This window comes from Aeromonas sp. R1-1, assembly GCF_040908495.1.
Taxonomy (GTDB): Bacteria; Pseudomonadota; Gammaproteobacteria; order Enterobacterales; family Aeromonadaceae; genus Aeromonas; species Aeromonas veronii.
Window position 1 is genome coordinate 15,002 of the sequence record NZ_JBFODV010000261.1, and the last position, 12,158, is coordinate 27,159.

A 12,158-nucleotide genomic window follows, 5' to 3' on the forward strand; every position below is an offset into this window, starting at 1 on the left:
CTTGCTCAGGCCCGCTGGCGCAGGGGTTGTGGGATCGCCACCTGCTCCCCGAGACGCAGGAAGGCAGGCAACAGGATCAGGGTAAACAGGGTGCTGCAACTCATGCCGCCGACAATGACGGTGGCGAGCCCGCGGTAAATTTCACTCCCCTCGCTCGGACTCAGCATCAGCGGCAGCATGCCGAAGATGCTGGTGAGGCTGGTCATGGCGATGGGACGCATCCGGCTTTGCAGGGCATCGGCCACCGCCAGCTGACGGCTCATGCCGTCCCGCTCGGCGGTGCGGGTCTGATGCACCAGCAGGATGGCGTTGTTGACCACCAGTCCCAGCAGGATGACAAAGCCGATGATGGTGAGCAGGTCCATCGGCAGCGGCACCAGCAGCCCGCTCAGTTGCAGCGCCAGCACGCCGCCAACCGAGGCAAGGGGCAGGGTGAGCAACACCAGCAGGGCATCCTTGAGGGAGGCAAACACTCCCCACAGCAGCACCAGCAGGATCACCACGGCGAACAGGAAGATGGTCCCCAGATTGTCGAGCGCCTGTTGCAGGCTGTCGGCGTTGCCGGCAATGCGCAGCTCGCCACCAGCGGGCAGCAGGGGGCGGATGGCGGCAAAACTGCGGTTTTTCAGGGTGTCGAGCACCTGCTCCATGGTCATGCCCGCCGGGGGCGCTATCTGCAGGCTGATGCTGCGCCGCCCATCGGCCCGGAAGATGCTGGCCGGGCCCATGTCATGCTCCACCCGCAGCAGCTCGCCAAGGGGAACGATGCGCCCGGAGGGGGTGGCCAGCGGCACTGCCTTCAGTTCGTCCGGATTGGCGGAGCTCTGCCCCATCAGCATGATGTCGAGCCGATCCTCGCCATCGAAATACTCGCCGACCCGCAAGCCGTCGCCAAAGGTCTGGATGATGGTGGGCAGGGGTGTGCGATCCCAACCCACTTCGGCGAGACGTCGATCTTGCGGCACCAGTTTGAGCTCGGGAGCGGTGAAGTCGAGACTCGGTTCGGGCCGGACCTGTGCTCCCGGCAGGTCCTTGCTGAGGATCCCCATGCTGGTACGGGCCGCCTGATAGAGCTCGGGCAGGTTGCCCCCCTGCAGCAGCAGGGAGACGCCGTTCTCGCTGTCAAAGCCGCCAAACAGCGACCCCTGACCGCCGAACACCCGGGTGTCGGGAATGCCTACCAGCAGCTGTTTCATCAACAGGCTCTCCAGCTCCTTGATGCGGGTCTCGTCCTTGGGGCGCACGCCAATCTGGGCGCCCCCCGGGTAGCGCAAGATGTAGTAGTTCTTGAGGGCAGGCTCTTTCTCCCCCTTCATGTAGGGGGCGAGGCGGGCGATCAGGGTATCGATCACCTCTTCGCGCTGGGCCTTGAGATTGACCCCGGGGGTGAAGTTCATCCAGACATCCACCGCGTCCCGTTTCACGTCCGGCAGATAGTCCATCTTGGGCAGCAGCGCCCAGGTGGCCAGGGCCGGCAGGCTCATCATCAGGGTGATGACCGTCCAGCGCTGGCGTGAGGTCGAGGTCCAGCGGATCACATGACGGGTAGTGCGCTGCCACAGCGACTCATAGGGATCGGTCAGCGTTTCACGCCCCATCCAGCGCGCCGCCACCGCAGGCAGCACGATGACGGCGACCAGCATGGAGACCGTCACGGCGCAGGCGATGGTCAGCGCCAGATCGGCAAACAGCTGACCCTCCACATCGTTGAGCAGCAACACCGGCAGGAAGATAGCAACCGTGGTGAGGGTGGAGGCGACCAGCGCCGTCCACACCTGACGGGTGCCTTCGAGCGCCGCCTCCGCCTTGCTCAAATCCCCCCGCTCGTGGCGCCGATAGATGCTCTCCAGCACCACGATGGCGGCGTCGAGCACCATGCCGACGGCAAAGGCGATGCCCGCCAGCGAGATGATATTGAGGGTGCGATCCATCACCTTGAGCAGGCAGAAGGTGAGCATGATGCTGATGGGGATGGCGAGGGCAATCATCAGGGTCGCCTTGAGCTGGCGCAGGAAGAGCCAGAGGATGGCGCAGGAGAGCAGCACCCCGAGCCCCAGGTTGGCGGTGACCATGCTGACGGCACGATTGATGTAGAGGGAGGCATCGAACGACTGCTCCATGTGCAGCCCGACCGGCTCCAGCACCTCGCGGTTGAGCTCGTTCACCCGGGCCTTGATCGCCTCAAGGGAGGCCAGGGCATTGGCACCGCTCTCCTTGAAGATCTGGGCGGCGATGGCGGTATTGCCGTTCTGGATCCGCAGCACTGGGTTCTCTTCCCTGGCCACCCTTACTTCCGCCACATCCCGCAGATAGATGGGCAGGCCATCGCGCCAGTCCACCACCTTGTCCCCCAGCGTCTCGACATCATAGCGACCGGCGAAGCGCAGCTTGTACTCCCAGCGCCCGATGTCGAGGGTACCGGCCGACACGTCCCAGCCGGTGGTGGCCCGGCTGGCCAGCACCGGGATCTCCACCCCCAGCTCGGCGGCGCGATAGGGGTCGAAGCGGATCTGGATCTGGCGCTCGTTGATCCCCTCGACTGCGACTGTCGAGACCCCTTCGATGCGTTCCAGCTCGGGTTTGACCCGCGCCTCGATCAACGCCTGATGATCATCGATCACCCCTTTGGCGCCGGGCAGCTGCTGGATGAAGAAGAAGGTGAGGGTGTCGTTGCTGCTGTAGTTGTTGACGTAGGGGCCGCCAATCTTGTCCGGCAATCCCGAGACCCGGTTCAGCCGCGAAATCACATCGAGCTGGGCCCGCTGCATGTCGGTGCCGAGGGCAAACTCCATGTCGATTTCGGTAAAGCCGGGATAGCTGTTGCTGACAAGACTCTTGAGCCCCTGAACCCCCTGCATCTCCTGCTCGATGGGGTCAGTGATCTCCGACTCCATCTCTTGGGGCGAGGCTGAACGCCAGCTCACCGAGATGTTGAGGTGTGGACGGTCGATGTCGGGGAACAGCTGGATCGGCAGTCCCCGGATGCTGAGCAGGCCCAGCAGGAAAATCAGCACGATCGAGACCGCCACCCAGATGGGGCGTTCGATCGCCGTTTTGGCGAGGTTCATTCACTCTTCCTGAGTTGTTGTTATCGGCCATTCCGCTGGCCTTGCTTCCAAAGTCCCTGCAACAGGGACTCAAGCATTTAACTGGAATTCTCCCGGCTTGTAAATGCATGGTTAACAAACAAAAAAACCGGCCACGAGGGCCGGTTTGGTACAGGGTTGCCAGGGGATCAGGCGGCGTGTTCGACCTTGTTTGCTTGCTGGGAGAAGCCTTCCAGCTCGCCCGGGGCGAAGTTGTCTACCTGAATCGCTTCGTAGCGCAGGGCATCGGCGGCCAGCAGCTTGTCCGCTTCGTCCTTGCTCAGGATGGAACCGGCTAGTGCGGCGGCAACCAGCTCCGGCAGCGCCAGTTTGCGAGGCAATTTGCCCTCTTTCTGTGCCTGCACCAGCTTCTTCTCGTAGGGCTGCACGGCGATCATGGCCTGGAAGGCACGCTCCATCAGACCGACCGGATCCGCCTCATCCTTGCCCACATAGCAGAGGGCGGTCAGACGGTCGCGGAACTCGCCAGGCTTCATCATGGCCAGACAGATGGCATGGCAGCGATCGTCTGCCGGCATCTTGTAACCGACGCCGAACGGGAACACCACCCGCTTGAGCACGGCACCCACCACCTTGTTCGGGAAGTTCTGGAAGAAGCCCTCGAACGCCTTGCCAATCAGGTAGAGGTTGCGCTCCACCGCGTACTGTACGAACGGCAGATCGGAGACCATACGGCCCTGATCCTCGTAGTGCTTGAGGGTGGCGGAGGCCAGATAGAGGTGGCTCAGCACGTCACCCAAACGGGCGGAGATCATCTCCTTGCGCTTGAGATCTCCGCCCAGCATCAGCATGGAGACGTCGGCGCACAGAGCCAACCCTTTACTCATGCGAGAGAGCTGCTTGTAGTAGCGGGCGGTTTCACCGGCCACCGGCGCACTGTTGAACTGGCCCAGAGTCAGCCCCTGGAACAGGGAGCCGAAGAAGTTGCCGGCGCCGAAGGCGATGTGCTTCATCAGCAGGGCGTCAAACTTCTCGAGACCGCGCTCCACGTCGGTATCAGCCGCCGCTTCCAGCTCGGCAAAGACATACGGGTGGCAGCGGGTGGCACCCTGCCCGAAGATCATCAGGTTGCGGGTCAGGATGTTGGCCCCTTCCACCGTGATGGCCACCGGAATGCCCATGTAGGCGTAGCCGGTGTAGTTCTTGGGCCCGAGCTGGATGGCACGACCGGCGTGGATGTCCATGGAGTCATCCATGATCTGGCGCGCCATTTCGGTCATGTGGTACTTGGAAATCGCGGTGACGATGGCCGGTGCCTGACCCAAATCCAGCGAACCGGCGGTCATGCGACGGGCCCCTTCCAGCTGATAGGTGAGGCCGCCGATGCGGGCCAGCGCTTCCTGCACCCCTTCAAACTTGCCGATGGACATGCCGAACTGCTTGCGTACGTAGGAGTAGGCGCCCACGGTGCGGCTCGCCATGTGACCACAGGCGGTGCCAAGGGCAGGCAGCGAGATGCCGCGACCGGCTGAGAGGCACTCCACCAGCATGCGCCAGCCGCGACCGGCGTAATCCGGGCCGCCGATGATCCAGTCGAGCGGAATGAACACATCCTTGCCGAAGGTCGGGCCGTTCAGGAACGCCAGACCCATGGGGTAGTGGCGATCGCCGACACGCACGCCCGGGTGGCTGGTGGGGATGAGGGCGCAGGTGATGCCGAGCTCTTCCTTGTCACCCAGCAGTTTTTCCGGGTCATAGAGTTTGAACGCCAGCCCCAGCACGGTGGCGCGGGGCGCCAGGGTGATGTAACGCTTGTTCCAGTTGAGGCGAATACCCAGCACCTCTTCACCCTTGTGCATCCCTTTGCAGACGATCCCCTTGTCAGGAATGGCGCCCGCATCGGAGCCCGCTTCCGGCCCGGTCAGGGCGAAGCAGGGCACTTCCTTGCCATTGGCCAGCCCCGGCAGCCAGAAATCTTTCTGGGCCAGGGTGCCGTAGTGCATCAGCAGCTCACCCGGGCCGAGAGAGTTCGGCACCATGACGGTGACCGCCACGCTCAGGCTCTTGGTCGCGATACGGGTGACGATGGTGGAGTTGGCAATCGCCGAGAATTCGCGGCCGCCGTAGGATTTCGGGATGATCAGGGAGAAGAAGCCTTCCTTCTTCAGATAGTCCCACACCGGTTCCGGCAGGTCTTTGGTTTCGTTGACGATCTTGAAGTCGTCAACCATGGCGAGCAGGGTTTCGACCTGATTGTCGATAAAAGCCTGCTCCTCTGCGGTCAGCTCGGCCTTGCCGTAGCCGTGCAGTTTTTTCCAGTCGGGGTTGCCGCGAAACAACTCGCCATCCCACCAGACGGAGCCAGCTTCCATGGCTTCCCGCTCGGTAGTTGACAAGGGCGGCAATATTTTTTTGAAGATGCCGAACACCGGACGGGTTACCACCTTTTTACGGATGGAGGGTACGCCGAGCACAACGGCTATCGCCAGCACCAGCAGGACAAGCAATGTGATCATACCGAAGTTCCTTCTATTTCACTGTTTCCGTTGATTTATTGTTGGTTGTTACACGGCCAGGGAGAGCCTGGTCGACTCCACGGGCGCCCCGACTCCGGACGCCAGATAAGGAATAACGTTGCGCACCAGCCCTTCCACATCGAGCTGCTGGCCAAAGTCGGCCAGGGCGATGTCGCGCAGCGCATCGGCAGAGGCCATGGTGAATACGACGGTGCCCAGGGTGAAGTGCAGGCGCCAGAACAGATCCGCTGGCGACAGGGCCGGATTGGCCTTGGAGATGGCCTGGGTGATCCGCTGCAAAATGGGGCCATAGTGGGCGGTGATAAAGCGGCGCAGGTGGCCCTGGCTGTCGATATAGCCGCGCCCCAGCAGCTGCATGAAGATGGCCGGGCCGTTGGCCCGCACCGCTGATAGCTTCATCAGCGGCTCGACAAAGCTTTCAAACAGTTGCAGCAAGGTCAGCTGCTCCTGCTCCATCAGTACCCGCAGGCGAGCATCGAGATCGGGCATAAACAGGCTCAGATAGCGGTCGAGCACTGCCTGGATCAGCTCCTTCTTGGAGCCGAAGTGATAGTTCACGGAAGCCAGATTGACGTCGGCCTCGCTGGTGATCAGACGCAAAGAGGTATCGGCGAATCCCCGCTCGGCAAACAGCACTTCAGCGGCGTCGAGAATACGGTTTTTGGTATCGATTTTACTCACTGGACACCTCACTTAAACGAATGTTTAAAAAGTACGTTTCATAACGTGAAGTGTCAAGAGAATGTGAATGAGTGTTAGCGGAATGTTTTTCGATGAAAAAAGCAAAGTGGGCGGAACTTAGTCAAAAAGCAGGACTCTATATCTATGCCACTGCAATTAAACATTAAGTCTCGCCCAACCTGCTCCATGCTAGTTGGGCCTTTTTTTGCGCGTTTGTTACCAGTTTGCGGCTTGCAGGCAAAAAAAACCGCCGCAGGGCGCGACGGTGGGGAAAGTGAGTTCGCGTCATCCTGACGGCAAACTGTCGATGCGAGTTCAGGCATGTATCGACGGGGACAGTATGCCAGCCAGAGCCCCTCAGACTATGTCAGCTTCGCGGCATTTTGTGACAAAGTGTGGCAAGCACTGGCGTGGCCCAAGCTGCCGCTCTTTGCTATGCTGCCCTTTCAAAATATGAGGGGAGAGAAGATGAAGTACCCGGTCGATACCCACACTCACACCATTGCCAGCACCCATGCCTACAGCACCATCCACGACTATCTGCCGATAGCCAGGGCCAAGGGGATCAAGCTGTTCGCCACCACGGATCATGGCCCCGAGATGGCCGATGCCCCTCATGTCTGGCACTTTGCCAACTTGCCGATATTGCCAAGAGTGGTGGATGGGGTAGGGATCCTGCGGGGTATCGAGGCAAACATCAAAAACCTGGAGGGGGAGATCGATTTTCCCGAGCGCTATGAGTCGCGCCTCGACATGATCATGGCGGGTTTTCATGAGCAGGTATTCCCTCCCTGCGATCAGGCCACCCACACCCAGGCGATGATCAACGCCATCAAGAGCGGCCGGGTCGACATGATCAGCCACCCTGGCAACCCCGCATTTCCAATCGATATTCAGGCGGTGGTCAAGGCGGCGGCCGACTATCGGGTGGCGCTGGAGGTCAACAACTCCTCCTTCATTCATTCCCGCCCGGGGAGCGAAGGCAACTGCCGTGCCATCATCGAAGCAGCGCGAGATCTGGGGGCCTATCTCACTTTCGGCTCCGATTCCCACGTGGCATTTACTCTTGGCGATTTTGACCATTGCTACCGTCTGGTGACCGAAGCGGGCTTCCCGCAAGAGCGGATCCTGGTGCGCTCCCCCCGCGCCCTGCTCGAATTTCTCGAAAGCCGCGGCCGGGCCCATATCCCCGAGTTTGTCGATCTGTAAATCGGGCTCTAACACCATGAGCTAACTCATAAAATCGAGCTGGCTTAATTGACTTGCCGGTCATTTATTATGAATGTGGAGAGCAACAAGCCGGTATAGCTCAGTTGGTAGAGCAGCGCATTCGTAATGCGAAGGTCAGGAGTTCGATTCCCCTTATCGGCACCATATAAAACAATGGGTTAGCTTCTCATCGAAGCTAACCATTTGTGCTCTTTGGTGAATTGGCCCAACACTGGGCCCAACAGATTGCAACCTATAGCCTGTTAGGGCATATCTCCCAAGGCACAGGATTTGTCAGGATCGCCCCCGTAACCTACCCGTAATCTTGCCGTTCAGATGCCTCGATGTTTGGTGTTACGTTGAGATTGCGACCACTCTGCATTGAGAGACTGGTAGCTAATCGTTTAAACTTCGCACTTTGCAAGGTTCAATGAAATTTTAATGTAGGGTAATAATGGTATGAATCGAGGCATGGAAGATGGTCAAAATTCTCAAATGAAGATATTGCAGTTTATCATCTGTACTTTGTTTGCTCTTCTTTCCGCAGCTGTGATAGCCGCGCCTTCATGTGATGCGTCAAAAGTTAGAGACCTATACAAATCATACGCTGATAATGGACGCATTTGTCTTGATATCGCAAATACATGGGGAGTTCAACGAGCTCAAGAGATTCGCCGTGACGAGTGCCGAGCTATGAATCGTGAGTATACAGAGATATTGAACGAACTACGTCGTTTGGCAAGTGATGGGTGTTACCCCACGAACTGGACGAACGGACCACGTTCTGAAGATTTAAAATACGCTGAGTGGATGCATGGTGAGATTAAGCGTCTCGCAGCGAGGGGGTGGTGAACATGAAAAAAGTTATATTGTTAATGATTCTTCTACCATTCTTATCTTTTGCTGGTGAGTATAGCGGAGGTGCTGGAGGTGGTGCACTACAATTTTTGATGTTCGGAATTATTTTTTTGTGCCTATATTTAATTCCAACAACCGTAGCAGCTAAACGCAATCATCATAATATGCTTGCTATATTTATGCTTAACTTACTGGGAGGGTGGACATTTATTGGTTGGGCTGCCGCTTTAATATGGGCGTGTACAGCGGTGAAAAGTAAGTGATCATTTCTTATTAACTGCTTATTTCTCTATTGAATGGGGGGATATGGCCACCAAATACAGCAAGGCTGTAGCAGGTAAGTAAACCGCTACGCCTTTTTCTTATCTGGCATGTTTGGGGCTTTTAAGGTGAGGCTACCAATTATAACAGGCACAGGATTGCCCCCGTAATGTTGCCGTTCAGATTGTGGCGATCTTCATTTAGTGCCCAGTCGAACCATTTCATCAGCTAGCCATTTAATGTAGCGCATTTGCCCCTCAGTTGGTCCATTTTTTAAGTCATTAAACGTGCACCCTTGCTCTTGTAGCGAAAGCCACTCTACGCTTACCTCTTGCACACCTTTTATCATTGTTAAACACTCGTCGAAATAAGTATCGGAGGCATGGTTCCATCCAAATCTATTTACGATATCTATGCACATCATCCCATTCTTGTTTGTCGTTTGTACTGTATCAGCTAGGTTAGTTCCATCACAGCGGCCCTTAGGACGACCACCAGCAGCTTGCACATAAGCACCATTTACAAGTAACGCGAGAACCACAAGATACTTAATCATCAAATTCCCCAAGTTATGTATATTGCTTCAATGCTAAAAAGACAGGCTTGTAGATAATAGTCTGATATTTATACCAAATCAGAAGTGCGCTAGATAGCCCATTCGAGGCTCGATGAGGTTCCGGTGAGGTGGCAAATTTTTACCTCACCACGCGCAAAGCCAGTACTGGTGCGGCTTTCAGCTATTGGTGAGGATGGTGAGGTAACTTTGCATACTTCTAGGATTTACGGCGAGCGGCTGGAGTTATTAGCCGTTGCTTTGCTGTTCACTGTACTTTGATCTGAATGTTTGAAAGTTACCTCACCAACCTCACCACCTCACCAACCCGCGCCAGCACTGGCTTCAAGTGATGAGGTGAGCAATTTTTCACCTCACCCGCAAAAAAAGCCCTGCACATATTTGGCAGGGCTCATCATCAAAGCAGAGGCTATAGTTTGCTCAGCAAAGCGAGATCGGCAAACGTCACACCGATTTGATATTCTTGGCTCCTTCCTCTCGCCGCACGGCGTTTGATCAATCCCTCATCGGCGATCAGTCTTAGCGCCTTTCCGTATTGCGAAGTCAGCCCAGTTCTTTCGTCGTGCAGCTTACAGACGGCGCTCGGGGTCAACCATACGGTTGTGTGTGCAGGGCGGCTAATGTGACGCTCAACAATCGCCGCATAATATGGCCCCTTGTCGGTGTGGCCTTCATTCACAGTTGCAGCTTGCTGGCTGGTGGCATTATCAAGAAACCAGCTTTCGCCAGCGTCATACAGCGTTTTAACCTGCAACCAAAACTGGCGCAGTTGCTCCGGTTGTTCCAGCGTGATACGGCCAGCTTTCCAGTCCCACCCGAGAAACCAGTTCAAATTATCGATCATGGCTGGTTCGGCCATCTCGATAACAGCAAAGCGAGCGTTCCCAGTTTGATCTTTCAGAAACTCGGTTCCGTTCACGGTTCCGATGAAGCAGGTCTGACGAGGCTTTATTGTAAAGTCACGAGCGTAAGGGACTCTGAATTTGTCCTCATAGCGTGTGATAAACGCTTTGAGGCTTCCCGCTTCATGTCTCGTAGTGCTCTCAAGTTCTGCAAGTTCGTTCACCCAGTGGCTGCAAACCCGCCGCACGTCATCCGCATTTGCAGGGTTTAGGCTGCCATCCCCTACAGCTCCGGCTATTACGCCACAAACCCGATTGATCCACGCCGATTTCCTGAATGATTGGGCACCCTGCAACACAGGAACGAGTTTTGAGCTGAATCGCTTTTCATAAAGCGCCGCCACACACCCCACCAGCCAAGGCTTCATCACCTGCTGGGCATAATGGGGATCACTCGCTCGCAGTGTTTGGATCACCCCCGTTACCCTGTCTTGGCCATCCCATACTTCACCAGCATCCAGCCATTCACGGACAGGGTGATAACTGTGGTTCTCGCAAAGGGCGGTCAGATGATCGTCAATTGCTTGATCCGGTAAGCCGAACCGTTGGCAAGCATCGATCAACATCGAGTGTTGTTGTGCTGCACTGCCGCCTAGCCGTTGCTGATTGTCAGTGCTGCTAACTTCCGGCTCCGCTGTCATCAGGTTGTAGCGGCCTGAATAGTTGCAATACGTCATCAGCGCCTTCAGATTATCGGACGTCCTCAGCACCTTGCCTTTGTCGGGATGGCGGTCGGGAAATCTCGGCCCTTGCAATGTTGTAGGTTCAGGCAGCGATACGATTACAGGGCCTTTTGGCATTGGAACACTCATTTAAACACCTCCGCCGCCCTCTGGTTTGCCTGTGTTGTGCGCCACTCCTTCAGGTTGTGATGGTGGGCCTCTGGGAACACGTCACGAGCGATGGTCTCTAATGCTTTGCGATAATCGCCGCCAAAACTGCGAATGGTGATCAGGTCGAATTTGTCACACAAGCGCCCACCAGCCGGATCGCTTTCATGGTGTGAATAGATCCGCTCCTTGCCATCGGTTGAACTGGTCAGGATATGAACCCCCGTCGTTCCGCTGGTGGACTCCGGCGCTATCCATGCGTTGCGGCCTTTCTGCTTGTAGCCGTAGTCCGCCAACAACTCGGGCCACCAGTAATGAGAGTTCACAAGTTCGATGATCGACACCTGATTACCCATCAACCGTTCGGTAAATGGCCTCGGCGTTGGCGCTATTACAGTGTGAGCCGTAGCACTGGCGTTTGCTTGGTGTCGGGCTGCTGACTCCATCGCGTTCAACCAGAAGGGGCTAGAGGTACTCAATGCTTCACCCTCGCCAACCAAATATTGATAGTGTTCGGCGGTGGCTTCGATCAGCGTGGGCAAAATCATGAATTGGGCTGCCCGATTCACACAGGGATCGGACTCCAACAATTCAGCCAGCGCCAGTTGCAGATCCGCCCACTTGATGAACGAGACAGGGGCGGCGAGTTCCACAAACACCCGATAACGGGGCTCGTTCGGCTGGTGGCTCAGGGTTGAATAGATAGCGAAAGAGCCTACCCCCTGTTCCCGCAAAGCATCGGCTATGGTCTGGGGCGTTTGTCCCTTCGCATCATCCAGATCGGCACGTAGCAAACCGAACCCGCCAGCCTCTGCTTCTGCTTTGATGCGACTCTTAACGTTATGTGCAGCCACCAACGGCGAAAGCTGCTTGGCTGTTTCGGACGTTTTAGCGCGGCACTTGTGCGGGGTACGGCATAGCGCCACCAGTTCCGGCCATGTGATTACGTTAAAAGCAGTGCTCTGCTTGATGTTAGAAATCGTTGAAAAATCGAACATACAAGACTACTCTCCGGCGTGTTTGGTGTTCAGGCTCATCGGTTGACCACCTTGCGAGAGCGGGAGATTAGCCATTGCTCAACCTCTCTTTCATCGAACCGGATTGAATTAGGCCCAATAGGGATGGCCTTTGGAAAGGCATCTTTAGGGGATCTTCTGAGTCTCTCCACGGTTGCGCGGCTGACTGCTAGACGGTTACAGAGCTGTTTAATGGTGATGAGCATGACTTTGATCTCCATGTTGCTAGAGGCATCGCTTCGT

The 12,158-nt window shown here is 56.7% G+C and carries 9 protein-coding genes and 1 tRNA gene; 3 read left to right on the top strand and 7 right to left on the bottom strand.

What is annotated here, in order from left to right; genetic code table 11:
- Positions 1 to 5: 5 nt before the first annotated feature.
- The 3 genes from AB5Y92_RS17560 to AB5Y92_RS17570 all read right to left on the bottom strand — a co-directional run bounded on the left by AB5Y92_RS17560 (position 6) and on the right by AB5Y92_RS17570 (position 6,265).
- On the bottom strand, positions 6 to 3,068 hold the full coding sequence (locus tag AB5Y92_RS17560) for an efflux RND transporter permease subunit (protein WP_368227265.1): 3,063 nt from the start codon (positions 3,066 to 3,068) through the stop codon (positions 6 to 8).
- Between the two features lie 167 nt (positions 3,069 to 3,235).
- Positions 3,236 to 5,563 carry an acyl-CoA dehydrogenase gene (locus AB5Y92_RS17565; RefSeq protein ID WP_368227266.1) on the bottom strand — a complete coding sequence of 776 codons (2,328 nt, stop codon included), beginning with the start codon at positions 5,561 to 5,563 and terminating at the stop codon, positions 3,236 to 3,238.
- Between the two features lie 48 nt (positions 5,564 to 5,611).
- Complete coding sequence (locus AB5Y92_RS17570) at positions 5,612 to 6,265, bottom strand: TetR/AcrR family transcriptional regulator (protein ID WP_005334507.1); 654 nt, start codon at positions 6,263 to 6,265, stop codon at positions 5,612 to 5,614.
- A 468-nt stretch (positions 6,266 to 6,733) separates the two neighbouring features.
- Between AB5Y92_RS17570 and AB5Y92_RS17575 the strand changes: the two genes are divergently transcribed.
- From AB5Y92_RS17575 to AB5Y92_RS17585, 3 genes are all read left to right on the top strand, one after another.
- Positions 6,734 to 7,474 (top strand): phosphatase, encoded by a 741-nt coding sequence (locus tag AB5Y92_RS17575; RefSeq protein ID WP_368227285.1) that lies wholly within the window; start codon positions 6,734 to 6,736, stop codon positions 7,472 to 7,474.
- An 89-nt stretch (positions 7,475 to 7,563) separates the two neighbouring features.
- Positions 7,564 to 7,639: transfer RNA gene (locus tag AB5Y92_RS17580), tRNA-Thr, on the top strand.
- Positions 7,640 to 8,328: 689 nt separating this feature from the next.
- On the top strand, positions 8,329 to 8,595 hold the full coding sequence (locus AB5Y92_RS17585; protein WP_368227267.1) for a superinfection immunity protein: 267 nt from the start codon (positions 8,329 to 8,331) through the stop codon (positions 8,593 to 8,595).
- A 194-nt stretch (positions 8,596 to 8,789) separates the two neighbouring features.
- On the opposite strand, the gene AB5Y92_RS17590 is transcribed toward AB5Y92_RS17585, so the two are convergent.
- The 4 genes from AB5Y92_RS17590 to AB5Y92_RS17605 form a co-directional block, all read right to left on the bottom strand.
- Positions 8,790 to 9,149, bottom strand: a complete 360-nt coding sequence (locus AB5Y92_RS17590; RefSeq protein WP_368227268.1) for a hypothetical protein — start codon at positions 9,147 to 9,149, stop codon at positions 8,790 to 8,792.
- Between the two features lie 427 nt (positions 9,150 to 9,576).
- Entirely contained in the window at positions 9,577 to 10,881 is a 1,305-nt protein-coding gene (locus tag AB5Y92_RS17595; RefSeq protein ID WP_368227269.1) for a VapE domain-containing protein, read from the bottom strand.
- Entirely contained in the window at positions 10,878 to 11,897 is a 1,020-nt protein-coding gene (locus AB5Y92_RS17600) for a hypothetical protein (RefSeq protein WP_368227270.1), read from the bottom strand. Before AB5Y92_RS17600 ends, AB5Y92_RS17595 begins: the two co-directional genes overlap by 4 nt.
- A 35-nt stretch (positions 11,898 to 11,932) precedes the next feature.
- Positions 11,933 to 12,136 (bottom strand): helix-turn-helix transcriptional regulator, encoded by a 204-nt coding sequence (locus AB5Y92_RS17605; RefSeq protein WP_368227271.1) that lies wholly within the window; start codon positions 12,134 to 12,136, stop codon positions 11,933 to 11,935.
- Between the last annotated feature and the right edge of the window lie 22 nt (positions 12,137 to 12,158).

Excerpts from the sequence above, each read along its gene's own strand:
- AB5Y92_RS17560 (WP_368227265.1), bottom strand. The coding sequence starts at position 3,068 with ATGAACCTCGCCAAAACGGCGATCGAACGCCCCATCTGGGTGGCGGTC.
- AB5Y92_RS17565 (WP_368227266.1), bottom strand. The coding sequence starts at position 5,563 with ATGATCACATTGCTTGTCCTGCTGGTGCTGGCGATAGCCGTTGTGCTC.
- AB5Y92_RS17575 (WP_368227285.1), top strand. The coding sequence starts at position 6,734 with ATGAAGTACCCGGTCGATACCCACACTCACACCATTGCCAGCACCCAT.
- AB5Y92_RS17585 (WP_368227267.1), top strand. The coding sequence starts at position 8,329 with ATGAAAAAAGTTATATTGTTAATGATTCTTCTACCATTCTTATCTTTT.
- AB5Y92_RS17590 (WP_368227268.1), bottom strand. The coding sequence starts at position 9,149 with ATGATTAAGTATCTTGTGGTTCTCGCGTTACTTGTAAATGGTGCTTAT.
- AB5Y92_RS17595 (WP_368227269.1), bottom strand. The coding sequence starts at position 10,881 with ATGAGTGTTCCAATGCCAAAAGGCCCTGTAATCGTATCGCTGCCTGAA.
- AB5Y92_RS17600 (WP_368227270.1), bottom strand. The coding sequence starts at position 11,897 with ATGTTCGATTTTTCAACGATTTCTAACATCAAGCAGAGCACTGCTTTT.
- AB5Y92_RS17605 (WP_368227271.1), bottom strand. The coding sequence starts at position 12,136 with ATGGAGATCAAAGTCATGCTCATCACCATTAAACAGCTCTGTAACCGT.